Source organism: Bradyrhizobium sp. th-b2, assembly GCF_000426785.1.
Taxonomy (GTDB): Bacteria; Pseudomonadota; Alphaproteobacteria; order Rhizobiales; family Xanthobacteraceae; genus Bradyrhizobium; species Bradyrhizobium septentrionale.
Window position 1 is genome coordinate 1 of sequence record NZ_AUGA01000052.1, and the last position, 26,172, is coordinate 26,172.

General features: G+C 65.2%; 24 protein-coding genes, 1 tRNA gene and 1 pseudogene. 14 read left to right on the plus strand and 12 right to left on the minus strand.

Annotated features, from left to right (window positions below; genetic code table 11):
* The first annotated feature begins 86 nt into the window (after nucleotides 1-86).
* From K359_RS54290 to K359_RS0137785, 5 genes are read left to right on the plus strand one after another with little or no spacing between them, the layout of a single operon-like run.
* Nucleotides 87-488 (plus strand): hypothetical protein, encoded by a 402-nt coding sequence (locus K359_RS54290; protein ID WP_051346633.1) that lies wholly within the window; start codon nucleotides 87-89, stop codon nucleotides 486-488.
* A gap of 49 nt (nucleotides 489-537) precedes the next feature.
* Entirely contained in the window at nucleotides 538-801 is a 264-nt protein-coding gene (locus K359_RS0137770) for a hypothetical protein (protein ID WP_029083877.1), read from the plus strand.
* Nucleotides 798-1,166 carry a hypothetical protein gene (locus tag K359_RS0137775; protein WP_029083878.1) on the plus strand — a complete coding sequence of 123 codons (369 nt, stop codon included), beginning with the start codon at nucleotides 798-800 and terminating at the stop codon, nucleotides 1,164-1,166. Before K359_RS0137770 ends, K359_RS0137775 begins: the two co-directional genes overlap by 4 nt.
* Entirely contained in the window at nucleotides 1,166-1,564 is a 399-nt protein-coding gene (locus tag K359_RS54295; RefSeq protein ID WP_035977817.1) for a hypothetical protein, read from the plus strand. Before K359_RS0137775 ends, K359_RS54295 begins: the two co-directional genes overlap by 1 nt.
* A complete protein-coding gene (locus K359_RS0137785) occupies nucleotides 1,561-1,770 on the plus strand; it encodes a hypothetical protein (RefSeq protein WP_029083879.1) in 210 nt (69 codons plus the stop codon). Before K359_RS54295 ends, K359_RS0137785 begins: the two co-directional genes overlap by 4 nt.
* Nucleotides 1,771-1,797: 27 nt before the next feature.
* On the opposite strand, the gene K359_RS0137790 is transcribed toward K359_RS0137785, so the two are convergent.
* The 6 genes and pseudogenes from K359_RS0137790 to K359_RS0137810 form a co-directional block, all read right to left on the minus strand.
* The gene (locus K359_RS0137790) at nucleotides 1,798-2,136 is read right to left on the minus strand and encodes a hypothetical protein (RefSeq protein WP_029083880.1); all 339 of its coding nucleotides are present in this window, start codon (nucleotides 2,134-2,136) and stop codon (nucleotides 1,798-1,800) included.
* Between the two features lie 33 nt (nucleotides 2,137-2,169).
* The gene (locus K359_RS0137795; RefSeq protein WP_029083881.1) at nucleotides 2,170-2,409 is read right to left on the minus strand and encodes a hypothetical protein; all 240 of its coding nucleotides are present in this window, start codon (nucleotides 2,407-2,409) and stop codon (nucleotides 2,170-2,172) included.
* 61 nt (nucleotides 2,410-2,470) lie between these two features.
* Nucleotides 2,471-3,040 (minus strand): PIN domain-containing protein, encoded by a 570-nt coding sequence (locus K359_RS0137800; protein WP_084518645.1) that lies wholly within the window; start codon nucleotides 3,038-3,040, stop codon nucleotides 2,471-2,473.
* Nucleotides 3,033-3,866, minus strand: a complete 834-nt coding sequence (locus tag K359_RS0137805) for a hypothetical protein (protein WP_029083883.1) — start codon at nucleotides 3,864-3,866, stop codon at nucleotides 3,033-3,035. Before K359_RS0137805 ends, K359_RS0137800 begins: the two co-directional genes overlap by 8 nt.
* A 4-nt stretch (nucleotides 3,867-3,870) precedes the next feature.
* Nucleotides 3,871-4,038, minus strand: a pseudogene (locus K359_RS64860) (IS1595 family transposase); the annotation flags it as partial.
* Nucleotides 4,039-4,319: 281 nt separating this feature from the next.
* Nucleotides 4,320-4,396 (minus strand) — tRNA-Arg (locus K359_RS0137810).
* A gap of 287 nt (nucleotides 4,397-4,683) precedes the next feature.
* Here K359_RS0137810 and K359_RS0137815 point away from each other — a divergent pair.
* The 7 genes from K359_RS0137815 to K359_RS0137845 all read left to right on the plus strand — a co-directional run bounded on the left by K359_RS0137815 (nucleotide 4,684) and on the right by K359_RS0137845 (nucleotide 18,005).
* Nucleotides 4,684-9,909, plus strand: a complete 5,226-nt coding sequence (locus K359_RS0137815; protein WP_029083884.1) for an alpha-2-macroglobulin — start codon at nucleotides 4,684-4,686, stop codon at nucleotides 9,907-9,909.
* Between the two features lie 95 nt (nucleotides 9,910-10,004).
* On the plus strand, nucleotides 10,005-12,116 hold the full coding sequence (pbpC, locus tag K359_RS0137820) for a penicillin-binding protein 1C (protein WP_029083885.1): 2,112 nt from the start codon (nucleotides 10,005-10,007) through the stop codon (nucleotides 12,114-12,116).
* An 82-nt stretch (nucleotides 12,117-12,198) separates the two neighbouring features.
* Complete coding sequence (locus tag K359_RS0137825) at nucleotides 12,199-13,944, plus strand: glycosyltransferase family 39 protein (RefSeq protein ID WP_029083886.1); 1,746 nt, start codon at nucleotides 12,199-12,201, stop codon at nucleotides 13,942-13,944.
* A 1-nt stretch (nucleotide 13,945) separates the two neighbouring features.
* Nucleotides 13,946-14,791 (plus strand): phosphatase PAP2 family protein, encoded by an 846-nt coding sequence (locus K359_RS0137830; protein WP_035977819.1) that lies wholly within the window; start codon nucleotides 13,946-13,948, stop codon nucleotides 14,789-14,791.
* 84 nt (nucleotides 14,792-14,875) lie between these two features.
* Entirely contained in the window at nucleotides 14,876-15,655 is a 780-nt protein-coding gene (locus K359_RS0137835) for a glycosyltransferase family 2 protein (RefSeq protein ID WP_035977822.1), read from the plus strand.
* Nucleotides 15,655-15,993, plus strand: coding sequence for a lipid-A-disaccharide synthase N-terminal domain-containing protein (locus tag K359_RS0137840; RefSeq protein ID WP_029083889.1), 339 nt, complete (start codon nucleotides 15,655-15,657; stop codon nucleotides 15,991-15,993). Before K359_RS0137835 ends, K359_RS0137840 begins: the two co-directional genes overlap by 1 nt.
* A 200-nt stretch (nucleotides 15,994-16,193) precedes the next feature.
* A complete protein-coding gene (locus K359_RS0137845; protein ID WP_029083890.1) occupies nucleotides 16,194-18,005 on the plus strand; it encodes a M23 family metallopeptidase in 1,812 nt (603 codons plus the stop codon).
* 45 nt (nucleotides 18,006-18,050) lie between these two features.
* On the opposite strand, the gene K359_RS0137850 is transcribed toward K359_RS0137845, so the two are convergent.
* Nucleotides 18,051-19,733, minus strand: coding sequence for a Na/Pi cotransporter family protein (locus K359_RS0137850; RefSeq protein WP_029083891.1), 1,683 nt, complete (start codon nucleotides 19,731-19,733; stop codon nucleotides 18,051-18,053).
* A 167-nt stretch (nucleotides 19,734-19,900) separates the two neighbouring features.
* Nucleotides 19,901-20,164, minus strand: a complete 264-nt coding sequence (locus tag K359_RS0137855) for a hypothetical protein (protein ID WP_029083892.1) — start codon at nucleotides 20,162-20,164, stop codon at nucleotides 19,901-19,903.
* Nucleotides 20,165-20,428: 264 nt separating this feature from the next.
* Between K359_RS0137855 and K359_RS0137860 the strand changes: the two genes are divergently transcribed.
* Together K359_RS0137860 and K359_RS54300 are read left to right on the plus strand one after the other, a co-directional pair.
* Nucleotides 20,429-20,674, plus strand: coding sequence for a PilZ domain-containing protein (locus K359_RS0137860; protein ID WP_029083893.1), 246 nt, complete (start codon nucleotides 20,429-20,431; stop codon nucleotides 20,672-20,674).
* A gap of 141 nt (nucleotides 20,675-20,815) precedes the next feature.
* Nucleotides 20,816-21,649, plus strand: a complete 834-nt coding sequence (locus tag K359_RS54300) for a tetratricopeptide repeat protein (RefSeq protein WP_051346634.1) — start codon at nucleotides 20,816-20,818, stop codon at nucleotides 21,647-21,649.
* A gap of 42 nt (nucleotides 21,650-21,691) precedes the next feature.
* On the opposite strand, the gene K359_RS0137870 is transcribed toward K359_RS54300, so the two are convergent.
* The 4 genes from K359_RS0137870 to cpaB are packed head-to-tail and all read right to left on the minus strand — an operon-like array spanning nucleotide 21,692 to nucleotide 26,020.
* Nucleotides 21,692-22,963, minus strand: coding sequence for an AAA family ATPase (locus K359_RS0137870; protein WP_029083894.1), 1,272 nt, complete (start codon nucleotides 22,961-22,963; stop codon nucleotides 21,692-21,694).
* Nucleotides 22,960-23,703, minus strand: a complete 744-nt coding sequence (locus K359_RS0137875) for a CpaD family pilus assembly protein (RefSeq protein WP_156928869.1) — start codon at nucleotides 23,701-23,703, stop codon at nucleotides 22,960-22,962. Before K359_RS0137875 ends, K359_RS0137870 begins: the two co-directional genes overlap by 4 nt.
* 30 nt (nucleotides 23,704-23,733) lie before the next feature.
* Nucleotides 23,734-25,203 carry a type II and III secretion system protein family protein gene (locus K359_RS0137880; protein WP_029083896.1) on the minus strand — a complete coding sequence of 490 codons (1,470 nt, stop codon included), beginning with the start codon at nucleotides 25,201-25,203 and terminating at the stop codon, nucleotides 23,734-23,736.
* Nucleotides 25,204-25,216: 13 nt separating this feature from the next.
* Nucleotides 25,217-26,020 (minus strand): Flp pilus assembly protein CpaB, encoded by an 804-nt coding sequence (gene cpaB, locus K359_RS0137885; protein ID WP_029083897.1) that lies wholly within the window; start codon nucleotides 26,018-26,020, stop codon nucleotides 25,217-25,219.
* Between the last annotated feature and the right edge of the window lie 152 nt (nucleotides 26,021-26,172).

Below are 26,172 nucleotides of genomic sequence, written 5' to 3' on the forward strand. Positions count from 1 at the left end.
GTCGCCGGCGTCGGCGTCCTGGTCTGGTTCGTGGCCGACACGCTCGAGCAGCGTCGCCTAGCCGATTACCGCGCGGGGAAACACGCATGAGCTGGATCGTCGCGATCGTCATGCGCCTGGCCGGCGCCGCCGGCGTCAGTCTCTCGCCATTCGCGGCCGGCGCGCTGTTCGCCGGCGGCCTGGCTGTCGTCGCCGGCGGCGCCGCGATAGCCGGCGCCGCGCATCTCTACAACGCCGGCTTTAGCTCGGCCGATGCCAAATGCGAGGCGGCACAGGTCGCCGAGCAGAATGCTCAATTGCAGGCGCGCCTCGAGGAGAAGGATCGCCAGCTCGTTTTTGCCAACGCCCTGCAGCAGCGCGACGCCAAGCGCGCCGCGGAGGCCGAGGCGCAGCTCAAGTCAAACCAGGGGGCAATCGATGCAACGCCGGCTAACGCTAACAAGTGTTTTACTCGCGACATGTCTCGCCGGGTGCGCGGGGTTCGGTAGCCAAGAGCGGCTGCAGGCTCCGCCTCCGGATGCGCCGAACATTCCCGCGATGCCGGCGGACGTTGCGGCCTGCGAGCGGACGCCGGTCGATACGCCGGATCGCGACCTCAACGCCGGCGAGATCGAGCGGCTCTGGAAAACCGACCGCGCGGCGCTGGCAAAGGTCAATGCCTGCCTGCGTCGCGCCGTCTGCCAGTACCAGGACGTCCGCGAGGGCATCGGCCGCGTCGAGGGCGCGGCCTGCGAGAACATCACGCTGGCGGAAAAGCCGGCGCCTCGGTTCGGCCTGTTCAAGCGAAAGAAGGCGAAATGAGCGACGCGGTTACATGGGGCGCGATCGTCACGGCGATCGGCGCGCTGGCGACGATCGTCGGTTTCTGGACGCGCTACTCCGACCGGATCACAAAAGCCGAGGCCGCGGCGGCGGTTGCGGCCACGGCTGCGGCCGAGGCCAAGCGCGAGGCGCAGGCGGCATCCCAGCATGCCGCCGAGCTCGCCGCAAAGCTCTACCAGGTTGAGATCTGGTCGCGAGACGAGTTCGTTCGCAAGTCGAGTTTTGAAATGGTTGTGTCCAGGCTCGAGCGCGGTTTCGCCGAGCTCAAGCAGGACATTTCCGGGCGCCTCGATCGCATGACCGATCGGATCGAGACGATCAAGAGCAACTCTCCGCAGCACTGATGTTTCGCATCGTTGTCGCCGCCGCGCTCGTGCTGATCGTCGCGAGCTCGGCGGCCGAGGCGCGGCCACGCCTGGCGCGCGCCTGGCCGGCGCCGCAAACGCTCGGCGGCCGGCCGCATGGCTGTCCGCATGCGTTCTGCGGCTGCGGCGCAAGCCTGTACCTGTTCGGCCGCATCATTCCGCGGCTCAACCTGGCGGCGGCCTGGTTCGCTTTCCCGCGAGCTCGGCCGGCGCCGCGAATGGCGGCCGTGCGCCGGCATCATGTTTTCATCCTGGTCGAGCAGCTCGAGGCCGCGATCTGGCTCGTCCACGATTCCAACTCCGGCGGCGGCCTGACGCGCCTGCATGCGCGATCGCTCGCCGGTTTCATCATTGTCGATCCATCGGGGGGAACATGATTGATTTCGCTTACGACGCCGCTGCGCTGCAGGGCGTTTTCAACAATGCGGCGATTGCGCTCGCGATCGTCGCGGTCGTCCTGCTGGTGCTTTGGGTCGCCGAATACAAACTGCGCCAGCTGCTCGAGCTCGTCGCCTGGTCGGCCATCGCCTGCGCGGCGATTGCCGTCGTCACCTGGCTCGGTATCGCCGTTTGGTGGGACTGATCTGAGATGACGACTTCGACTTCGCGTTTAACCCTCGCTGATTTGAACGTTATCAGTCTGCTCTATCTTGGTCCCGACCCGAGATATCAACGCCCAGCCGCCCGATCCAGATTCATGGCCGCGCGCACCGATCAGAAGCAGAAGCTGGCGCGTGTGTTCGTCCTTTAAGCCGACGACACGGGACAAGCGCTGGATTGAATGCCAGGGATCCTTGCTGTCGGTCAGTATGGCCCTGAGAACACTCATCGCCCGCTGATCGAAATAGTCTGGCGTGTTTTTGGTCAGCCAAGCATTCAATAGCGTCGTTGCCACCGACCCGATGGTTCCGATCGCCGCACCCAATACGACCCAACCACCTTCAGCCATTGCCAGACCGTTTCCGCATCACCACAGCCTCGATCACAACGGCCCTATGCGAACCCACTTGCCATTCACCAGGCCGTCGATCCGCTTGAGAATTTCGGGATCAGAGCCTTCGCCAAAATAGACGTTATGTCCGTACAGCAAGCCGTCATCGCTTTCGTGTGGCTCTAACCTCCAATCGAGTTCGTCCAGTTCGTCGGTGGAAATTCCGAGCGCCGACGCGACAGCTTCCGCTTGCTCGCGCTCGTGCCGTTCCTCCAACAGTTCTTTGCTCATTCCGGCTCTCCTCGTATGGACCTTCTGTGGCCTCACCACAGTCACTCGCGTCATCTACGGCCTAGGCTTTGTCGGTGCCTGTTGCCTGGTTATTGACATCTTTCTCCGCTGTGGCCCGATCAATGGCTTCCTCAAGAGGCGTTTTTTCCGGCTGTGGCGGAGCCGGACGCGCGGGCGGATGACCGATCTTCAATTTGTTTCCATCGGGCCGGACTATTTGTCCGCTGAGGCCGATCAGATTCTCCCGATCATACGTATGCAATTCATCAACGTTGTTGAGCAGCGCCGTAGCGAGGTGAATGCCATCCTGTGGCTTCACGATCGCTGGATAGTTCCTGAGCAAACGCCTCGCCAATGTGCCAACGTCGAAGTCTACTTGAACTCGCGTCACGAAGTCCTGAAGTATGAAGTCCTCGAAGGGCACGTCCTCCGCGACGGTAAGGCTCCTTTGAACTCCGCCGCAAGGTCGCTTGTAGACCTCAGCTAAAGTGAAGTTTGACGTCCAAATCTCAACTTTGCCGCTTCTTGCTTCCTCCACCACGTAAGCGAGGGAATCAAATCTCTCTGCGTCCCCTTGGATCAACGAAATCCAGGCGCATGCATCCCAATAGTATCGCGGCTTATCAGCCAACCACGCCTTCCCTAAATCGCTCTAGATATTCGTTGATGGACAAACCGCCGGTAAAATCAGCATCGCGAATAGTAGTCAGGGGGACTGCCTTTGTTTCAATGCGGCCAATATCCTCGGCCACAACGAAAGAAATAGCTCGGCTTGGCGTATAACGAATGCGACCGCGAACCTGTACACGGCTGTGCTTCCAAAAGTCTTCGAAATCTGCCTTATCTGCAAACTTGGCTTGAAGAGCAGGGCTCAACACACACCAGACGATAGCCTTCGTCCGGGACTCGACTACTCCTATAGCGGGCTGATTCCTATAGGTGGATAGGTGAGCGAAGACACCTTCAATAGAGCCAACCTCGCCCTTGGTGCGAGGAAAGTCATAGAGGCTAAGCGTCGGGGATGCGGACAGGACAGCGACCGCAAGCCTGGCAAATCGAGGCGTAAGGACGATCTCTCCGCCCTGCTGGAAATCAACCTTCGTTGCGCCGACGCCATTCAAGTTGCGCTCATAAAGACGCTTGGCAGTCTTCAAGCGTTTGTCGTCCCATCCAGATGGAACATGGCCTGCGGCGATCTCTCGCATTCCATCGGCGACAAATTGCTTTTGAGCGCGGGCAACGACTGTGATGTCAACCGCAGGCTCGAAGCTGACAGCCTCGCCTTCGGCGTAGAAAGGACTGTTTGTGCTAGCTCTGGACAACCGCCATTCCACGGCAGTGTCACCCGCCGTGAGCAGATCGAAAACGTCCAGCACCTGCCGCATGGCATCCTGTACGGTCAGGACGTCGGGGTGAGCGCCGGAAGCGCTGACTGTCACTGTAACTTTCTCGGCCACGGCCTTAAAACTCTCGCGCGTCCGAGACGGGCGAGTCTCGGAAAGTCAGGCGCTTTCCAATCGTACCACGAATGGCACAACGTGTCCGCTCGACATCATCGATGCCAAGAGCCTCGCGCCTATCCTGACGGAAATCGAACTCTGCCAGATAACGGTTAAGATGTTTCTGAGAGACCGGGAGCTGTGCGGTATCGCGTCGTCGTGCCCGTCGTCCACCACAGAGAATCAACCTCGCGGCTAGTCTCGGAAATACGCGCTGGACTTGGTACACCACAGGAGATCACGTTCCGCTGTGCGAAATTGGTTCGGGAATTTTTCCGGGGATTTGGTGCAACATTCGGCCGCAAACAGCTGCATTGATCCGCATTCGTTCTACACAAACTGTGAATGCCTGTCCCGTGGATAAAGGGGGTAAATCCTTTTGATTTAAAAGGAATTTTCGCCCGTTTTCTTTGGCGATCCCGGCAGGATTCGAACCTGCAACCCGCGGAGTAGAAATCCGCTACTCTATCCAGTTGAGCTACGGGACCGTGGCCGCCTTGTAGCACCCGCAATATGAAAAATCCGCTTTCCCGCCAAGTCCGTCCGAACCGATTTCTGGGGGCGGACGACAAAGCGGAGCAGGGGTCCCCGCCCTGCGTTGGCCTGTCCAGTCCGCCGAGCCGGCATGAGCTGCCGCCGGGGCTGGTCAAAGGAAGTCGGCAATGCGACCTGCGACGTTTTCGTCCGTTCATATCAGCGCCTTCACTCCGTCACCTTTTCGCGCATTTTTGGCCCCAACGCGGCGCTCGACCGCGGGGCGTTCAGGAGCTCCATCATGATCGGATTGGTTCGTGCCGCCGCAGTCTGCACCGCGCTGGTGCTTGGCCTGGTGAGCGCCCAAATGAGCGCCCAGGCCGCGGACAAGGCCTTCAAGCGCGACGATCTCGCCGATTCCGCGATCAAGCTGGAGGCCCAGATCAAGAGCGAGGCCGGCGCCGTCAACAAATCGGCAGCGACCCTGCGCACCGATGCGGACTCAGCCTTCAAGCGCAATGATTTCCGCGGTGGGCTGCAGATCCTCGGCCAGATCGCCGCCACCACGCCGGAGGACGGCGCCAACTGGCTGCGGCTCGCCAGGACCGTGTTCCAGATCCGCTCCGCCAGCTCGAGCGAACAGACCTTCCTGATGGAGCGCGCCTCCACGGCCGCCTACATCGCCTATCAGCGGGCCGGCAATGCCGGCGAGGAGGCCGACGCGCTGGCCGTGCTCGGCAAGGCGCTGGCCGAGCGCAAGCTGTGGCGCCCGGCGCTTGATGCGTTGCGGATGTCGCTCGACCTGCGCGAGGTGGCCGATGTCCGCGGCCAGTATGAGAAGATGCGCGACGAGCACGGCTTCCGGCTGCTCGACTATACCGTCGATTCCGACGCGGCCTCGCCGCGGGCCTGCTTCCAGTTCTCCGAGGAACTGGCCAAGCGCGTCGACTTCGCGCCTTACCTCGCACTGGCCGGCACCGACAAGCCGGCGCTGTCGGCGGAGGGCCAGCAGCTCTGCGTCGACGGGCTGAAGCACGGCGAGCGCTACAACATCAATCTGCGCGCCGGCCTGCCGTCGACCGTCAAGGAGACGCTGCCGAAATCCGCCGAGTTCAACATCTATGTCCGCGACCGCAAGCCGTTCGTGCGGTTCACGGGGCGGGCCTATGTGCTGCCGCGGACCGGGCAGCGCGGTATCCCGCTGGTCAGCGTCAACACGCCGGCGGTCACGGTCGACGTCTTCCGGATCGGCGACCGCAACCTGATCAACACAGTGATCGACAGCGACTTCCAGAGCACGCTGAGCCGCTACCAGCTCTCCGATCTCGGCGACCAGCGCGGCGTCAAGGTCTGGTCCGGCGAGCTTGCGACCGCCACCACGCTGAACCAGGACGTCGTCACGGCGTTTCCGGTCGACCAGGCGCTCGGCGACCTGCAGCCGGGCGTCTATGTCATGACCGCCGCGGCCAAGGGGCCGGGCACCGACGACGACGGCACGCTGGCGACGCAATGGTTCATCGTCTCGGACATGGGCCTGTCGGCCTTCTCCGGCAATGACGGTATCCACGTCTTCGTCAACTCGCTGGCCTCGACCGAGCCGGTCGCCAATGCCGAAGTGAAGCTGGTCGCCCGCAACAACGAGATTCTCGCCACCCGCAAGACCGATGCGGCCGGCCATGTGCTGTTCGAGCAGGGGCTGGCTCGCGGTGAAGGCGGGCTGTCGCCGGCGCTGCTCACGGTGACGGGCGAGAAGGCCGACTACGCCTTCCTGAGCCTGAAGACCAACGCCTTCGACCTGACCGACCGCGGCGTCGCGGGGCGGGCGATCCCGGCCGGCGCGGACGCCTTCGTCTACGCCGAGCGCGGCGTCTACCGCTCCAACGAGACCGTCTACCTGACCGCGCTGCTGCGCGACGGGCAGGGCAACGCCCTCACCGGGACACCGCTGACCATGGTGATCGAGCGCCCCGACGGCGTGGAATTCCGCCGTACCGTGCTGCCCGACCAGGGCGCCGGTGGTCGGATGCTGGCAGTGGCGCTGAACTCGGCGGTGCCGACCGGCACCTGGCGGGCCCGCGTCTTCACCGATCCCAAGGGCTCCTCGGTCGGCGAGACCACCTTCATGGTCGAGGATTACATCCCCGAGCGGGTCGAATTCGATCTGACCAGCAAGGAGAAGATGATCAAAGCTGAAGTTCCAGTGGAACTTCAGGTCTCGGGCCATTTCCTCTATGGCGCGCCGGCCTCGGGCCTGCAGCTCGAGGGCGACATGCTGGTGGCGCCCGCGGCGGCCGGCCGGCCCGGCTATGCCGGCTACCAGTTCGGCGTCGACGACGAGCAGACCGCGAGCAACGAGCGGACCCCGATCGAGGACCTGCCGGAGGCCGATGCCAATGGCGCCGCCACCTTCCCGGTGAAGCTCGAGAAGGTGCCGACCTCGACCCGGCCGCAGGAGGCCCAGATCTACATCCGCATGGCGGAGACCGGCGGCCGGTCGGTCGAGCGCAAGATCGTGCTGCCGGTGGCCCCAGTGGCATCGCTGATCGGCGTCAAGCCGATGTTCGGCGACAAGAGCGTGGCCGAAGGCGACAAGGCCGAGTTCGACGTCGTGTTCCTTGCGCCCGACGGCAAGCAGCTGCCGCGCAACGGGCTGCGCTACGAGCTGTTGAAGCTGGAGTCGCGCTACCAGTGGTACCGGCAGAACTCGTCCTGGAACTATGAGCCGGTCAAATCGACCCGCCGCGTTGCCGATGGCGACGTCAACCTCGCGGCCGACAAGCCGATGCGCCTGAGCTTCCAGCCGCAGCCCGGCCGCTACCGGCTCGACGTGAAATCGACCGACGCCGACGGTCCCGTGACCTCGGTGCAGTTCGACGTCGGCTGGTATTCCGACGGCAGCGCCGACACGCCCGACCTGCTCGAAACCTCGATCGACAGGCCGGAATATCAATCCGGCGACACCATGACGGTGTCGGTCAACGCACGCACCGCCGGCAAGCTCACCGTCTATGTGCTCGGCGACCGCCTGCTGACGACCCAAAGCGTCGACGTCAAGGAGGGCACCCAGCAGGTCAAGCTCCCGGTCGGCAAGGACTGGGGCACCGGCGCCTATGTGATGACGACGCTGCGCCGTCCGCTCGATGCCGCCGCCGGGCGCATGCCGGGCCGCGCGATCGGGCTGAAGTGGTTCGGCATCGACAAGAAGACGCGCACGCTTGCCGTCGAGCTGTCGCCGCCGGCATTGGTGCGGCCGGGCTCGACGTTGAAGATCCCGGTCAAGCTCGGCGGGCTCAATCCCGGCGAGGACGCCAAGGTGGTGCTGGCTGCGGTCGACGTCGGTATTCTCAATTTGACCAATTACAAGCCGCCGGCGCCGGACGATTACTATCTCGGCCAGCGCCGTCTGACCGCCGAGATCCGCGACCTCTATGGCCAGCTGATCGACGGCATGCAGGGCACCCGCGGCCAGATCCGCAGCGGCGGCGACGCCGCCGGTGCCGAGCTGCAGGGCTCGCCGCCGACGCAGAAGCCGTTGGCGCTCTATTCCGGCATCGTCACGGTCGGCCCTGATGGGACTGCCGAAGTGAGCTTCGACATCCCCGAATTCGCCGGCACGGCGCGGGTGATGGCGGTGGCGTGGAGCGCTACCAAACTCGGCCGCGCCAATGTTGATGTGATCGTACGCGATCCCGTGGTGCTGACCGCGACCTTGCCACGCTTCCTGCTGACCGGTGACAAGGGCACCATCAGCATGGATATCGACAATGTCGAAGGCGCCGCCGGCGACTACGCGATCAGCGTCAAGGCGAGCGGCCCGATCAAGGCCTCGGGCAATCCGACCACGAAGGTGAAGCTCGCCGCCAAGCAGCGCTCATCGCTGTCGCTTGGCCTGGAGGCCGGCGGCGCCGGACGTGCCGATTTCGACGTCGACATTTCGGGGCCGAACGGGCTGACGCTGGTGCGTCACTATGCGCTTGACGTCAAGCCGGCGACCCAGGTGCTGGCGCGTCGCTCGATCCGCACGCTGGCGAAGGGCGAGAGCCTGACGCTGACCTCGGACATGTTCTCCGATCTCGTCCCGGGTACCGGCAGCGTCTCGATCTCGGCGAGCCTGTCTACCGCGCTCGATGCTGCCAGCATCCTGAAGGCGCTCGACCGCTACCCCTATGGCTGCTCCGAGCAGATCACGAGCCGCGCGCTGCCGCTGCTCTATGTCAACGATCTCGCCGCCGGCGCCCATCTTGCGATGGACACCGCGGTCGACCAGCGCATCCGCGACGCGATCGAGCGTCTCCTGGCGCGACAGGGCTCCAACGGCTCGTTCGGCCTGTGGTCGGCGGGCGGCGACGACGCCTGGCTCGACGCCTACGTCACCGACTTCCTGACCCGGGCCCGCGAAAAGGGCTTTGCGGTGCCGGACGTGCTGTTCAAGAACGCGCTCGACCGCGTCAGGAACTCGGTGGTCAATGCCAACGAGCCGGAGAAGGACGGTGGCCGCGATCTGGCCTACGGCCTCTACGTGCTCGCGCGCAACGGCGCGGCGCCGATCGGTGATCTGCGCTATCTCGCCGATACCAAGCTCAACAACCTGGCGACGCCGATCTCCAAGGCGCAGCTGGCCGCGGCGCTGGCGCTGGTCGGCGACAAGGCGAGGGCCGAGCGGGTCTATGGCGCGGCGCTTGATGCGCTGAACCGCAAACCCGTGATCGAGTTCGGCCGGGTCGACTACGGCTCGGCGCTGCGCGATGCGGCTGCGCTGGTCTCGCTTGCGGGCGAGGGCAATGCGCCGCGCACCACGCTGACCCAGGCCGTGCTGCGGGTCGAAGCTGCGCGCGGGCTCTCGCCCTACACCTCGACGCAGGAGAATGCGTGGATGGTGCTGGCGGCGCGCGCGCTCGCCAAGGAAACGCTGGCGCTCGACATCAATGGCCAGCCGGTCAAGACCGCGGTCTATCGGAGCTACAAGGCCGAGGAGATGACGGGCCAGCCGCTCCGGATCACCAACACCAACACCGGCGACGCGCCCGTGCAGGCAGTGGTCTCGGTGTCGGGCTCGCCGGTCACGCCGGAGCCGGCGGCTTCCAACGGCTTCAAGATCGAACGTGCCTACTACACGCTCGACGGCAAGCCGGCCGACGTCACCAAGGCGAAACAGAACGACCGCTTCGCAGTTGTCCTGAAGGTGACGGAAGCCAAGCCGGAGTTCGGCCACATCATGGTGGCCGATTATCTGCCGGCCGGGCTCGAGATCGACAATCCGAATCTGGTGTCATCAGGCGATTCCAGCACGCTCGAGTGGATCGAGGACGGCGTCGAGCCGAAGAACACCGAGTTCCGCGATGACCGCTTCACCGCGGCGATCGACCGGGGCGCCAACGACAAGTCGGTGTTCACGGTCGCCTATGTGGTACGCGCGGTGTCGCCGGGCAAATATGTGCTGCCGCAGGCCTATGTCGAGGACATGTACAATCCCTCGCGCTACGGCCGCAGCGGCACCGGCGCGGTTGAGGTCAAGCCGGCGAAATGAGTGATCGCGGAATGAGCGAAGACGCGCGTCCAGCACTCTCCTCGTCATCCCCGGGCTTGACCCGGGGATCCACGTCTGCGGCGTGTGAGGAAGAAGTGGATGCCCGGGTCAAGCCCGGGCATGACAAGCGCGGTGAGAGGTGGCCCCTACGCCTCTTTGCCGCGATGGCCGTCGTGCTCATCGCGATCACCGGTGCCTTCGCCGCCTGGGTCGTCTCGCTCGGGCCGCTGCCGCTCACGCAGGCGCAGCAGGTCTCGACCACGGTCGTCGATCGAAATGGAAAACTGCTCCGTGCCTATGCGATGGCGGACGGGCGCTGGCGGCTGCCGGTCGACGCGAAGACGTCGGTCGATCCGACTTATCTGAAGCTGTTGTTCGCCTATGAGGACAAGCGCTTCTACGAGCACCACGGCGTCGATCCGCTGGCGCTGTCGCGCGCCGGATTCCAGCTTCTCACCCGCGGTCATATCGTTTCCGGCGGCTCGACCATCACGATGCAGCTGGCGCGGCTGATCGAGCCGCGGCACCAGCGCTCGGTCTACGCAAAACTGCGGCAGATGGTGCGCGCGGTTGAACTGGAGCGACAGCTCTCGAAGGGCCAGATCCTCGATCTCTATCTCGCGCTGGCGCCGTTCGGCGGCAATCTCGAGGGCGTGCGCGCCGCCTCGATCGCCTATTTCGGCAAGGAGCCGAAGCGCCTCTCGCTTGCGGAAGCTGCGCTGCTGGTGGCGCTGCCGCAATCGCCGGAGCGGCGGCGGCTCGACCGTTTCCCCGAAGCTGCGCATGCCGCGCGCGACCGCGTGCTCGCCCGCATGGTCGAGGATGGCGTGGTGTCGAAGGAGGATGCCGCGCAGGCCACGGCGACGGCAGTGCCGAAGATGCGCAAGCAGATCCCGATCCTGGCGCCGCATTCGTCCGATCAGGCGATCGCGACGATGAAGGATACGCCCGTCATCAAACTGACGCTGGACGCCACGCTGCAACGAAACCTGGAGGCGCTGGCGCGCGACCGCGCCATCGCGCAGGGGCCTGACGTCTCGGTCGCGATCATCGTGGTCGACAATGAAACGGGCGACGTGCTCGCGCGCGTCGGCTCGGCGGATTATTTCGACGAGCGGCGGGCCGGGCAGGTCGACATGACGCGCGCGGTGCGCTCGCCGGGCTCGACCTTGAAGCCCTTCATTTATGGCCTCGCCTTCGAGGATGGTTTTGTCCATCCCGACAGCCTGATCGAGGACCGGCCGGTCCGCTTCGGCTCCTACGCGCCGGAGAATTTCGACATGACGTTCCAGGGCACGGTGCCGATCCGCAAGGCGCTGCAATTGTCGCTGAACGTGCCGGCGATCGCGCTGCTCGACCGGGTCGGCGCGAGCCGGCTGTCGTCGCGGCTGAAGCAGGCCGGCACCAGCCTCGTGCTGCCGAAGGACGAGGCGCCGGGCTTGGCGATGGGGCTCGGCGGCGTCGGCATCACGCTTCAGGATCTCGCCCAGCTCTACTCTGGCCTGGCGCGGCTCGGCGCGACGAAACCGCTGCGCGAGATCATGCAGGCGAGCGATAGCCGTGACACGATGCGGCTGATGGACCAGGCTGCGGCCTGGCAGGTCGGCAATGTCCTGCTCGGCACGCCGCCGCCGGAGAATGGCGTGCACAACCGGATCGCGTTCAAGACCGGCACCAGCTACGGCTATCGCGACGCCTGGTCGGTCGGCTTCGACGGCCGCATCACGATCGGTGTCTGGGTCGGCCGTCCGGACGGCGCGCCGGTGCCGGGCCTGGTCGGCCGCACCGCGGCCGCGCCGATCCTGTTCGATGCCTTTGCGCGCACCGGCAAGATCCCGGCGGCGTTGCCGAAGCCGCCACGCGGCGTGCTGGTCGCCTCCAACGCAAAACTACCGCCGCCGCTGCGCCGGTTCCGGCCGCTCGGTGAACTGATCCGCAGCGGCAATGACCAGGCGCCGCACATCCAGTTTCCGCTGAACGGCTCGCGCATCGACGTCGATCGCTCCGAAAGCGGCGGTAATGCGCCGATGCCGGTCAAGGTCGCCGGCGGTGTGTTGCCGCTGACCGTGCTCGTGAATGGTGTCTCAGCCGGGGACATCGACAGCCGGCGCCAGCGCCTGATTGACCCGCCCGGACCGGGCTTCGCGCGGCTCACGGTGATCGACGCCACGGGGGCAGCAGATACCGTTGTAATCCGCGTGCAATGATGTGTGATCCGCGTGCAATGATCGCGAGGGAAAGCGGAACTGGACGGTTGTTTGCGCTGCGGTTTCATCGTATGCGAAACCCATGGTGGATAGCCTCCAACCCCGGCGCTTCGGAGCAGGGCAACAGTCTGTAAAACCTGCGCATTCGAGCCGCAGGCTGTTCATGGCGTTCGAGTGCGCAACGGCCAGCCAATGGCGTTCGATCCTGTTCCTGACGCTGACCTGCCTGGTGTTGTTCCTGCCGGGCCTCTTCACCATCCCGCCGATCGACCGCGACGAGGTGCGCTTTGCCCAGGCGACCAAGCAGATGGTCGAGAGCGGCGATTTCGTCGATATCCGCTTCCAGGACGACGTCCGTTACAAGAAACCGGTCGGCATCTACTGGATGCAGGCGGCGGCACTGAAGACGATTTCCGCGCTCGGGGTGCCGCGCGCTCAGGTCCGCATCTGGGTCTATCGCCTGCCGTCCCTGATCGGTGCGATCGGCGCGGTGCTGCTGACCTATTGGACGGCACTCGCCTTCGTGACGCGACAGGGGGCGGCGCTCGCCGCCTTGATGATGGCAAGTTGCGTGCTGCTCGGGGTCGAGGCACGGCTTGCCAAGACCGATGCGATGCTGCTCCTGACAGTCACCGCCGCGATGGGGGCGATGGCGCGGGTCTATCTGTCCTGGCAGCGCGGCGAGGATCCGGCGCGTCCGTCATGGGGGCCGCCTGCGATCTTCTGGACGGCGCTGGCGGTCGGCATCCTGCTCAAGGGGCCGCTGATCCTGATGTTCGTCGGCCTCGCGATGGCCGCACTCGCTATACTCGATCGATCGGCGGCGTGGTTCTGGCGCATGCGCCCGGTCTGGGGCCTGATGTGGACCCTGGTGCTGGTGCTGCCGTGGTTCGTTTTGATCTTCCTGCGCGCCGGTGAGACCTTCTTTGCCGACTCGGTCGGCGGCGACATGCTGAGCAAGCTTGGCGCGCAGGAGTCCCACGGCGCGCCGCCCGGGGTCTATCTGCTGCTGTTCTGGATCACGTTCTGGCCCGGCGCGCCGCTCGCCGGCATGGCGGCGCCGGCGATCTGGCGCGCGCGGCGCGAGCCCGGCGCGCAATTCCTGCTGGCCTGGTTGATCCCGTCCTGGATCGTGTTCGAGGCCGTGCTGACGAAACTGCCGCATTACGTGCTGCCGCTTTATCCGGCGATCGCGATCCTGACCGTGGGCGCGCTGGAGCGGCGCGTGCTGTCGCGCTCCTCGTGGCTGCTGCGCGGCGCCGCCTGGTGGTTCGCGATCCCCGCCTGCGCCTCGGTGCTGGTGATCGTCGGCGCCATCAAGGCGATCCATCAGCCGGTGTTTCCGGCCTGGCCCCTGTTCGCCGTCGCGATGGTGTTCGGCCTGATCGCCTGGTGGATGTTCGAGGACAGCCGCGCCGAGCGCTCGCTGCTCAATGCGGTGATCGCCGCGGCGCTGATGGCGGCCGGCACCTATGGTGTGGTGCTGCCGCGGCTCACCACCGTGTTTCCGAGCCAGGAGGTCGCACGCGCCTTGCGCAACGTCACCTGCGTCGGTCCGAAGGCGGCGGCCGCAGGCTTCCACGAGCCGAGTCTGGTGTTCATGACCGACACCTCGACACTGCTCACCGACGGATCGGGCGCTGCCGATTTCCTGGGGCAGGGCTCCTGCCGCTTCGCCTTGGTCGAACAGCGCTCGGAGCGGTCCTTCGTGCAGCGCGCCGAGGCGATCGGTCTGCGGTACAACGCGCCGGTGCGCGTCGAAGGCTACAACATCTCGCAGGGCAAGGCGGTCTCGATCGCGATCTTCCGCTCCGAAGGGACGGAGTGACATGCCCCCGCCGCCAGCCCCCCTGGAATCCGCCAACTATTTCGGACGATTGCTGACGCTGGTCTGGCTGTCGCTTGCCCAGCTCGTGCGTGCACCGTCGCATTCGCGCCGGGCCGAGGCGGCGCGGCGTTCCGCGCGCCACGTGCTCCTGCTCGTCGTCATCGTCGGCGCTGCCATCATCACGCTGATGTACGTGTTGGACGTCGCCGAAATCAGCGCGATGCCCCCGCGCGGCACGCCGGGCCTCTGGTGGGTGCGAATCCTGACTGATTTCGGCAAGGACGAATATGTGCTGTGCACGCTCGGCCTGCTGCTGGTTGTGGTCGCATTGGCAGCGCCGGCGCTGCGCGGCGTGCCGCGCGCGACCCTGCTCGGCCTTGGAACGAGGCTGCAATATTTGTTCCTGTCCGTCGTGCTGTCGGTGGTGCTCGGGGAAGTGATCAAGTGGATCGTCGGCCGCGGGCGGCCGTTTGTCGGCGGCAAGGCCAATGCCTTCAACTTCCAGCACTTCGCCGGCACAGAGGCCTATTCGAGCTTTCCGTCGGGACATTCGATCACTGCATTCGCGCTCGCCTTTGCCGTGTCGGCGGTGTGGCCCGGTGCGAGGGTTGCGATGCTGGTCTATGCGCTGATCATCGCCGCGACCCGGCTGGTGCTGCTGGCCCATCATCCGAGCGACGTGGTGGCCGGCGCGCTGGTTGGCGTGATCGGCGCGATGACCGTGCGCTACTGGTTCGCTGCCCGCCGCCTTGGTTTCGCCATTCATCACGATGGCACCGTTGTGGCACTGTCCGGGCCCTCGGAAGGGCGCCTCAAAAGGGTTGCGAGGAGCGCCTTCGCCCCATAAAAGCGGTCGCCCGACGGCCGGATCGGGCTGGTTCCATCGCCGATAACACCAACCACGAGTGCCGATTTGCCTGCTCCCGACCAGATGCCGGTCGCCGTTTCCATCGTCGTGCCTGTGCGCAACGAGGCGGACAATATCGCGCCGCTGATCGCCGAGATCGCGGCCGCGCTCGACGGGCGCTGGGCCTACGAGATCCTCTACGTCAATGACGGCTCGACCGATGCCACCGGCGAACGGCTGAGCGCGATCATGGCGCAGCGGCCCAATCTGCGGCAGCTCCGCCACGCCGTCTCGTCGGGCCAGTCGGCCGCCGTGCGCAGCGGCGTTCGTGCCGCGCGCGGTGCGATCGTGGCGACGCTCGATGGCGACGGCCAGAACGACCCCGCTTTCCTGCCGGACCTGATCGCGGCAATCGCGAGCGGCAATGGCCGCGTCGGGCTTGCCGCAGGCCAGCGCGTCGGGCGCAAGGATACCGGCTTCAAGAAACTACAATCGCGCATCGCCAATAACGTGCGCAGCGTTATCCTGCGTGACGGCACCCGCGACACCGGCTGCGGACTGAAGGCGTTTCCACGCGAGGTGTTCCTGGCAATGCCCTATTTCGACGGGCTGCATCGTTTCCTGCCGGCGCTGGTCCGCCGCGAGGGGCTCACGATTGCCTATGTCGACGTCGTCGACCGCCCGCGCCATTCCGGCGTCTCGAATTACGGATTCTTCGACCGGCTCTGGATCGGGATCATGGATCTCGCCGGCGTGTGGTGGCTGATCCGCCGCAAGAAGCCGACACCGGTCGTCACCGAAGTGCCTGATGTCACCGAGGTGACGGGCGTCGCGGAAGTGCCGATCGTGACCAAGGTGAAGTGATGCTGATTCAGTACGGCCAGGCGCTGAGCGCCTATTTCTACGACGTGTTCGTCGCCAAGTTCGACTTCTGGCTGGCGTTTGGCCTCGTCGCGCAATTGCTGTTCACGGCGCGCTTCCTGGTGCAGTGGATTTCCAGCGAGCGCGCCGGCCAGAGCGTGGTGCCGATGGCGTTCTGGTTCTTCTCGATGGGCGGCGGTCTGATGACGCTGATCTACGGGCTCGCCAAGCGCGAACCCGTCATCATCATCGGGCAGGGCCTCGCCACGCTGATCTACATCCGCAACATCATGCTGATCGTGAAAAGCCGGGGCGCCGCGTCGAGGACGCTTGAGCGCTGATCCCTGCGCTTGTCAGCGCGGCGAGCGGTATGCTGAGCCTCCTCCCGAGTCTCGGCGGATGCAGCATCGGCCCGGCTCCGCATTAATTGGACCGCACCCTGAACGAAGGCCAAACAATCGCCCCAAGGCGTATGGCATCTACGGCTTGCCGCGGGCGTGGGGCATCCCGAGACCGTGCGCCGAGGGGATGAGGGGCGTTGATGACCGGCCGTGGCGAAGCGACCAAAGCGGGTAGTCATCGATCGAGCGCCCGCAATATCCCATCGCTTGACGAGCCGCCGCTGACGGTCGAGGGCGAGCCGCCGGACCGGCGCGCGGTCAGTCTCCGCTGGATGGCGGGGACGGTTCTGATTGGCGCCGCTGCTGTCGCGCTCCTGGTTGGCGCGCTTCGCGGAGCATTCGGAGATCACTTGCGATTCGCAGTATCGCCGGTCGTTTCACTTCCGCGCTTCACAGGGCAGGTGGTTGACGAGGCGCGGCGCGGCGACCGTCTGGATCGGAGGCCCGGCTCGCAAGGCAGTTCCGGTGCGCTCAAGATCGAGCAGCTGAGCGATGCCGGTTCGGTCCGTCGATTTACCCGCGTGTCAGCGCGACTCGCGGAGATCGATCCCGAACCACAACAGGACCATCGTCGCGAAGCACCGGGAGACGGTAAGGACGATCAGCGAGTGAGCTCGCAACGCGCGCTGCTGCCGGAGTTGCCATCGATCATGCGAGCAGGTCCATCACGCGTTGGGCTGCCGGGCGGCACCAGCGCCTATGCAGACGATGAAGACGCGCCGCGTCCGCCTTCGCCGACAGGTGAGGCGATCAACGTCACCAGCCTTCCCAAATCTCCTTCGTCGTCTCGTCACCATCGACATGTCATTATCGCCAGAAGCGGTGACACGCTGTCTGCCATTCTGCGGGCGTTAACTGCGGCTGCTGCGGACGCGCCGGCGATCCTTGCCGCTTTCCCATCGGCCGGCGGCCAGGAGACGCTGTCCGGTGGCGAGAAAATCACGATCGTCGAACAAGACGGAGAGGCCGGTTCGGCACTTGGCCATGTCGCGAAAGTGTCGATCGAACGGACGGACGCCAGTGTGTCCGCCGTCGGTCGCGCCGATAGCGGCCAGTACCAGGCGATCGTGCCGGAACAGCCGGATATCCCCCTCGGGAGCGAGAGCTTACTGCGTGAGTCGATCGACACGCATTCCGTCCCCGGTGAAACGCTACGTGATGGTCTCAACGCGCTTGCGCGCTCCAATCACGTCGATGAGGGCATCGTTGCCGAGCTAATGCGCCTGTGTGGCCGCGATTTCGACCTTGATGAGCCGCTCGGCGACGCCGATGTGGCTGAGATCATGTATGCCCCCAACGAAATTGGCCAACCGGAGCTGGTCTTCATTGACCTGACCGCGGGCGGGCAGACGCACCGCTACTACCGCTTCACGGCGCCGGACGACGGCAGCTCCGATTTCTACGATGAGGCTGGCCAGTCCATCACCAGATTCCTGTTGCGCAAGCCGGTCGTGAGCGGGCGCCTCGGTGACGGTTTTGGCTGGCGTACTCATCCGATCCTGGGCGACCGCCGCTTCCATGAGGGCGTCGACTATGCCGCGCCCTATGGTTCGCCCATTGCGGCCGCGGGCGCCGGCGTCGTCGAGACCGAAGGGTACGAACGCGGGTATGGGAAATTTATTCGCGTGCTGCACGATCGCGGCTATGAGACGACCTATGCCCACGTTGCGAGCTTCCCGCCCGGGCTGAAGATCGGCGACCGGGTTCGCCAAGGCGAGACGATTGCCTATGTCGGATCGACCGGGCTCTCGACCGGACCGCATCTCTATTATGAGGTGCGGATCAACGGCCGTAACGTCGATCCGCTTCGGATGAGATTGTCAGGCGGCCGGCTGCTGCAAGGCGATCTCCTTGGCGTGTTCGATCGCCAACGCGACAGCATCGACCAGCTCGCTGCCGCCTCCGCGTTTCCACAGCGGCATCCCGGCTCCGAACACCGGCCGCCGACGTAGCGGAGATCGCAGCGCGCCGTGCTGCTCCGGCGCGCCTTCGCTTGATCAGAGCCGCCCGGGTGCCGGAAGTTCGGCCGTATCCACCGCGTTCTCGCGATCGGCGGCGGTCTCGCCGGCGGCGTCGAGCACGGGGTAGGCGACCGAGCAGATATGCGAATGGATGCGGCGAAGATCGCGCAGCACGTCGAGATGCAGCGACGTGGTCTCGATGGTCTCGGGCCGGCCTTCGCGCAGGCGCACCAGATGCCGCTCGACGGCGGTCAGTTCGGCCGCGCGCAGCGCCGCCTTCTCGCTGAGCAGCTTGCGCGCCTCGTTGGCGTCGCCCGACATGAACACGCCGAACGCGATCCGCAGCGAGTCGATCGTGCGCTTGTGGAACGCCGACAATTCCTCGGCGCCCTCGGCGGAGAATTGCAGGCGGTGCTTGATCTTCTTGGTCGCGAGCTCGCTCAGATTCTTGTCGATGATGTCGCCGATATGCTCGAGATTGATCGCAAAGGACACGATCTCCATGGCGCGCTGGCCTTCGCGCTCGTCCAGGCTGCCGCGGGTGAGTTTCGTGACGTAAAGCTTGATCGCCTCGTTGAGCCGGTCGACGGTGTTGTCCATCTTCGACACCTGGTCGACCAGGGCGCGATCGTTGGTCATCATCGCCGCCATCACTTTGCGCAGCATGGCCTCGGTGTGGTCGCCCATATGCAGCACCTCGCGCGCGGCATCGGCCAGCGCGAGCGACGGCGTCTCCAGCGCGCTCTCGTCGAGATAGCGTGGCTGTGAGGGATCGGTCTCCTGCGCCCGCTTCGGCAACAGACGTTCGAGCAGCCGCGCCATGTGGTCGAGCACGCCGATGAACAGCAGCGCGGTCGCAACGTTGAAGGCAATGTGGAACAGCGCGGTCGCCTTGGCGAGATCGGGCTGCCAAGCATGAATATACTCGGTGATCGGGCGCAGGAACGGTGCCACCAGCAGGATGCCGACAACGCGATTGACGAGGTTGCCGACCGGCAGGCGGTAGCTCGCCGGATTGTCGCGCCGCGCGCCCTCCATCAACGGATTGATGGCGCTGCCGAGATTGGCGCCGAGCACGAGCGCAAACGCGGCATAGGGCGAGATGAACTGGGAATAGGCCAGCGACATCACCAGCAGCACGCTGGCGACGCTGGAATGGACCAGCCAGGTGACGACCGCGCCGATGAAGATGCAGAGCACGGGATCGCCGGTGATCGCGCCCAGGAACACGCGCACGCTCGGTGCATTCTCGGCCGGCGCCATCGTATCGAGCAGGATGTGCAGCGCCAGCAGCATCAGGCCGAGGCCGATCGAGACGCGGCCGATATCCTTGATCCGGGAGCGCGGCCCGCTGCGGAAAGCGACCAGGCCGGTGATGAACAGCACCGGCGCAACAGCGGCAACATTGAACGACAGCACCTGCACGATCAGCGTGGTGCCGATATTGGCGCCGAGCATGATCGCGAGCGCCGGCACCAGGCTGACGATTTCCTCGGCGGCGAAGGAACTGGTGATCAGGGCGGTGGCGGTTGAGCTCTGCAGCAGGGCGGTCAGGCCAAGGCCGGCGCCAAGGGCGCTGAACCGGTTGTTCAGCGCTCTCGCCAGCAACAGCCGCAAATCCGGCCCGAAAGCCCGCAGAATCCCGCTGTGGACCATGTGCAGGCCCCACAGCAGGAGCGCGACGCCCCCCATCAGATCGAGCAGAACTAGGCTTCCCATACTTCCTGATATCCCGGAAAATTCGAGTCGAAGGGGCGCACGCTATAGTCAAATGACCTGATATCAACCCCTTTTTGTTCCCGTTGGAACCTGATGACGGGGAGGGGCCGTCATGAAAGAGGCCGCCAACCGAAGCGGCCTCGATCGATCTGTGGGGTGCCGACGGGCTACTTCAGGCCCAGATTGGTGCAGTACCAGGCGAGGGCGTTGTTATCCCAACCGAGGTTGAGCAGCTTCGAATGGCAATCGTTGACGTTGGCGAAGTTGTAGTAGTTCCTGCATGGCACCGCCGTGCCGCCCCACCCGGTCGTGCCGTTGCATCCGATGCGGGTGTCCGCAGTGATCGTCATGTTGTTGGCGCGTTGCGGGGGTCCGGCATACGCAGGAGCCGCTGACAGGACGGCTGCGACGAGCAGTGACAAGGCTTTCATGTCTGTTTGCCTCCCAATTGTCGGGAACAGCAAATGCTATTCCAGGGCGAGCACGCCCGGCAATGCGACTAGGAAATTGTTAATTTTGGGAGTGTGCCGCGGTCAAACCATGCTGGCGGCACACCGGGGCCAGGCCGCGCCCCCGGTAAATGATTCTCGAACACGACCGCTCAATTGCGATTGGTTCCGCTAGGCAGTTCCCAATCTTTCCTCGTTATGACGGTAGGAACGAGAAACTATCCAGCCGAGGGCTTGGGGATCAGTATGTTCATGAATCGCCGCAAGAGCGAACGCCGCGCGTGCCGGAGCGTCGCCAAAATTCAGTTGGGCACGGGGTCGCTGCCACGCGACTGCATGATCACCGATATCTCCGCCGGAGGTGTCAAGGTGATCGCCGAATATCTCGAGATCCCGCCGGAATTCACCATCATCCTGTCGACCGGCAGTCCGCGTCAGTGTCGTCTGGCTTGGCAGATCGGACACGAATTCGGCGCCCAGTTCGTCGACTGATCGGCCACTACGCCTGCGACCCGCGAAGCGGCCCGTGCCGCCTCGCGGGCAGGCATGGCGGCGACATGATGGCATCCTTAACCGGAACTTAGGGTTAAGCTGTGAGCATCCCGGAACCTTCGCTGTTCCGAGTCTCATTTGATGTCTGAGAAACTATCCCGACCGAAAGGCCGCGCACGCCGTCTCGCTGGTCCGGTATCCGCCGTGGTCCTGCTGGTCCTGCTGGTCGGGCTGTCCGCCTGTCAGACTTCGGGTCCGTCCGACATCACGGGGTCATTGGGCGACACCGCGGAGGCCACGCCGGCTCCCGCCGATCCCCGGCGCGACATCGCGACCTACCACGAGCGCGTCCGCGCCAACCCGAAAGACACCGACGCCGCTCTGAAATACGCCCGGGCGCTGCGCGCCACCGGCCAGCGGGCGCAGGCGGTCGCGGTCATGGAGCAGGCGGTCCTGGCGCAGCCGAGCAACAAGGCGCTGCTCGCAGGCTACGGCCGTGCGCTCGCCGACAACGGCAATTTCCAGCAGGCATTCGACGTGCTCGGGCGCGCACACACCCCGGAAGACCCGGACTGGCGCATCCTGTCGGCGCAAGGCGCCGTGCTCGATCAGCTCGATCGCCACGACGAGGCCCGCCAGTACTACGCGAGTGCGCTCAAGATCGTGCCCGACGATCCGTCGGTGCTCTCCAATCTCGGCCTGTCCTATCTGCTGTCGAAGGATCTGCCGAAGGCCGAGGAGACCCTGCGCCGCGCCCGGGAGCGCGCGCCAGGCGACATGCGGGTGCGAACCAACCTTGCCGTCGTGATCGGTCTGCAGGGCCGCCAGTCCGAGGCCGAGACCATCATGAAGGCCGATTTGGCGCCGGAAGAGGGCTCGGCCAATGTCGCCGCGCTGAAGCGGCTGTTGGCGCGCAGGGACGTGGGCCGGACCGATACGGACAAGATTCCGGTCGCGACCATCCGTCGCGACTAGGTCGAACGATACCTGAGATAGCGAAACCTGGGATCAGCAATGCTAGCCCGCGGCCCGGCGGCCGTCGTTATGGCGCGGCTGCAGCTTCCTGAGGATCGGCGACAGGAACGACTCGCGGGCTTCCGCAAGGTCGGCGCGGCCGGTCAGGCGATGGGCGATCTGCAGGAAGGTCCTCGTGGTGCGATGACGCGCGGAGACTTCCGCGATCATCTGACCATTATTGGCGGCTTCGCCGAACAGCCTGCAGTCGAACGGGATCGCTGCGATCGGCTGGCTGTCGATCGTCTTGGCGAAGTCCTTGACCTCGATCTCTGGACGCTTCGACATGCCGACCTGGTTCAGGCAGTAGAGCGGCGGCCGGTCGTTGGGCCGCGCGGTCTTCAGCAGGTTCATCATGTTCTTGGTGTTGCGCATGTTGGCGAGGTCGGGCTCGGCCACGATCAGGATATCGTCGGCGCCGACCAGCACGCGTTTGGTCCAGGCGGTCCATTGATGCGGAACGTCGAGCACGATGCAGGATGTGGTCATCCGCATCGTATCGAAGATGGCATCGAACGCTTCGGCACCAAAATCGTAGACCTGATCGAGCGTGGCAGGCGCCGCCAGCAGGCTGAGATGATCGCCGCACTTCGAAAGCAGGCGCTCCATGAAGGCGCTGTCCGGCCGCTCGGGGGCGTACACTGCGTTGGCGATGCCTTGCACCGGATCCTGGTTGTAGTCGAGGCCGGCGGTGCCGAAGGCGAGGTCGAGATCGATGACGACCGAATCCAGCCCGAGGTCGCGCGCGATGGTCCAGGCGACATTGTGGGCGATGGTCGAGGCGCCGACGCCGCCCTTGGCGCCCGCGACCGCAATCAGGCGGCCGACGGAAACCGCTTCGGAGGACGAGAACAGGCTGCAGATCGAGCGCACGATATCGAGCACCTTGACCGGGCCGATGACGTAATCGTTGACGCCGCGCCGCACCAGTTCGCGATACGGCGCAGCCTCACCGGGCATGCCGAGCACGACGACGCGGGTGCCGGGATCGCAGACCGTGGAAAGCTCGTCGAGACCGGCGAGGAAATCGCTGTCCGGCTCGGTTTCCAGCATGATGACGTTGGGCGTCGGCGCCTTGTGATAGGTGTCGATCGCCGCGGCAATGCCGCCCATATGGACGGAGAGGTGGGCCTTGGCGAGCCGCCGGTCGTCGGCAGCGGCGCGCGCGGTGGTGGCGGTCGCGACGCTGGCGCAGAAGGCCTGCACGGAAATCCGCGGCGCCGGCGCGATGTAGTCGTTGCCGTGCTGCGGCTCGTCTTGTTGTTCGGCTGTCATTTCGCGGCGTCGCTCAGCTTGGCTTTCTCGGCTTCGGGATAGGTGGTCGCGGTCGTTTCGCCCTTGCGATATTTCTCGAACGCGATCGAACGGCGCGGCGTGTAGGCTGCGGTCTCGGTCCTGGGCTGTTCGAGGTCGGACGGATTGGCGACCATCGCGGCGAGGTTGCGCTGCGTGGCGCAGCCGAAATTGTCGTACTGCTTGTTCTCGTTGTAGGCGGGATTGTAGATCGAGGGACCGAGGTCGGCCGGCCACAATCCGCAGGGGCCGGCGACTGCGGCCATCTTCGGATAGCTGAGGCGAATGGTGGCAAGCGCGCGCGGATCGTCCACGCGATAGGCGCGCCTGGTGATGGCGTGGGCGGGCACGCCCATCGACGCGAGCAATCCGCGGATCTCCTGGTACACCGCCTGCGCCGAGCGCGAGTTCGGGGTGTCGGCCGGCACGTCGATCGCAATCGCGCCGGTGCCTTCGCGGCGCCAGGTGCGGGCCAGCCCCATCACGTCGTCGCGTTGGGTTTCGGTGAGATTGCCGCGGGCCCGGCCCACGAAGACCACGATCGACTGCTCGCCCTCGGTGACCGCGATCGGGTGCCGTTGCCGGTAGTCGTCGGGGACCGTTCCGGTGGCCATATTATCGCCGGTCAGATTGCAGCCGCCAAGCGCGATCGCGCTGACGAGAAGGGCGCCGAACAGCGGCAGCGTTCTGGCCCGACCGTTCCGTGTGTTGCGTGTCATCATTCGATCCCCCAACCCCATTAGGTTCCCGCCTCAGTCGATGATGAAGCCGAAATTGACCGGCGTGGCGCCGATCGGTTCGGCACGTGCGGCAACGCCGTAGATGCGATTGACCCGCGCCAGCAGCGCCGACTGCGCGTCGGACGCCGGGGCAAAGCCGTCATCCGGACGGGACAATTCCTTCTGCGCGACGGCACGCACCACATAGGGAGTCACGATGACCATGAGTTCGGTCTCGTTGTTGACGAAGTCCTGGCTCCTGAACAGCTGGCCGAGGACCGGGATCTGATCGACCCCGGGCATTCCGTTGACGGCCTGCTTGGTCTGTTCCTGGATCAATCCAGCCATCGCGATCGAGCCGCCGGAGGGCACTTCCAGGGTGGTGTCGGCGCGGCGGGTCTTGATCGAGGGAATCGTCGTGCCGCCCTGGCCGCCGGTCAGCGCGTTGTCCATCGAGACTTCGGAGACCTCGGTCATCACCTTCAGGCTGATGCGTCCTTCGGACAGCACCACCGGAGTGAAGTTGAGCGAGATGCCGAACTTCTTGAAGCTGACGGTCTGGACGCAATTGCCGATCGTGCCCGACGTCGTGGTCTGGCAGGTGACGCCGGTCGGAATCGGAAACTCGCCGCCTGAAATAAAGGTCGCCGACTCGCCCGAGATCGCGGTGAGGTTGGGCTCGGCCAGCGTCTTGACCACGCCCGCGCTCTCCATCGCGCGCAGCGTCGCGGTGACCGTCGGCACGCCGAGCTTGTTCAGGGCCGCTCCGGTCAGCACGTTGCCCGGGGCGAGCGGTCCATTGTTGGCGGTGAAGGCGTTGGCGTTGTTGAAGACCACCGCGGCGGTGCCGTAGTTCATGTTGGCGCTGAGATCGACACCGAGCTGCTTGACGACGTCGCGGCGCACTTCGGCGACGGTGACCTTGAGCATCACCTGGTCACGGCCGCGCACCACGATGGAGTTGACGACCTTGTCGGCGCTGCCGACCAGCTTCGCGGCGATCTCGCCCGCCTGCTGCGCTTCGACCGGGCTCGCAACCGTGCCGCTCAGCACCACGCTTTCTCCGACGCCCTCGATCTGGACGCCCGGCAGCATCTGCTTCAGCGCCGCGCGCATGCCGTTGAGGTCGCGCTTGATCGCGATGTCGTAGGAGGCGACCTGGTTGCCGTCGGCGTCGAAGAACACCACGTTGGTCTGGCCGACCGCCGCGCCGATGATGTAGGCGCGCTGCGCCGAGCGGATCACGGCGTTGGCGATCTTGGGATCGGCGACCAGGACGTCCTTGGCCTCGCGCGGCAGGTCGACCACGACAGACTTGCCGACGCCGAGCGAGACGAAGCGCGTCTTGGCGGCAATGCTGCTCGTCACCGCGACATCCGCGTTCTTGTCGGGATCGGCCGCGATGGCGAGGGCAGGGATCAGCATCAGCGCGGTCACCGCCGAGAATGACAGCGAACGGACCAGCGTGGTCGGCGTTGCCAGTTGTCTTGCACCCGATGTCATGTCGAAGCCCCCATCACTTCTGTGTCGTCTGAGAGCTCGGGACGCCGAAGCGCACCACCTTGATGCTCTCGCCCCGCTTCGGGGCATGGTCGTTGGTCTGATCGATCGTCTCGTTGACGTCGGCGATGCTGCGCAGCGCGAGCGCCAGCGTGCCGGTTTGCCGCGCACGCGCGAGCGTCTCGGCCTGTTCGGGCTTGAGCTCGAGGGTCACGGTCTTGCCGACGAGGGAGTTGTTGCCGTCCTTCTCCTTCGGCGCCTGGTCGATCGCCAGCACGCGGACGTTGGACAGTAGGATTTCGGTGGTAACGATATCGCGGGCGCCTTGCTGCTGATCGGGATTCTTGTCGCGTCGCGACAGGATCACATCGACGCGGTCGTTCGGCAGGATGAAGCCGCCGGCGCCGGTTTCCGGCGAGATTTCCGTGGAGATCGCGCGCATGCCGGAGGGCAGGATCGCGGCCATGAAGCCGCTGCCATTGGCCTTGACCAGCTTTTGCTCGCGGATCGGTTCGCCGACTATGAAGGGGGCGCGCGCGATCGAGCCGATCACTTCGGTCATGGCGTCGGCATTGGTGTCATGGCGCAGGAACGCGCTGCTCGCGGTTTCAGCCGGCCAGCGCTGCCACTGCACGTCTTCGGCCTTGAGCGACTGACCGAGGCCGATGTCGGACTTCGCCACCAGCACCTCGACGGTCGGCAACTGCGCCACCGGCGGTGGCGGCGGTGCCGGTTTGCGATCGCCAATGCTTGCGAGGTACATGGCCGCGAGGCCTGCGACGCCGGCGATGCCGAGGACCACGATGCGTGCCGTCTTCATGCGATTGTCTGAATGCCCTTAACGCCGGGCAGTCACGTCCTTGCGGCACCGACAGCCCTTCCCGTGAGCATCACTACGGCCGCAAAAGTATAAGGGAACTTGATTGAAGGTCCGGACAATTAAGGGATTGGTGGGGATGGTGAACGGCGAGT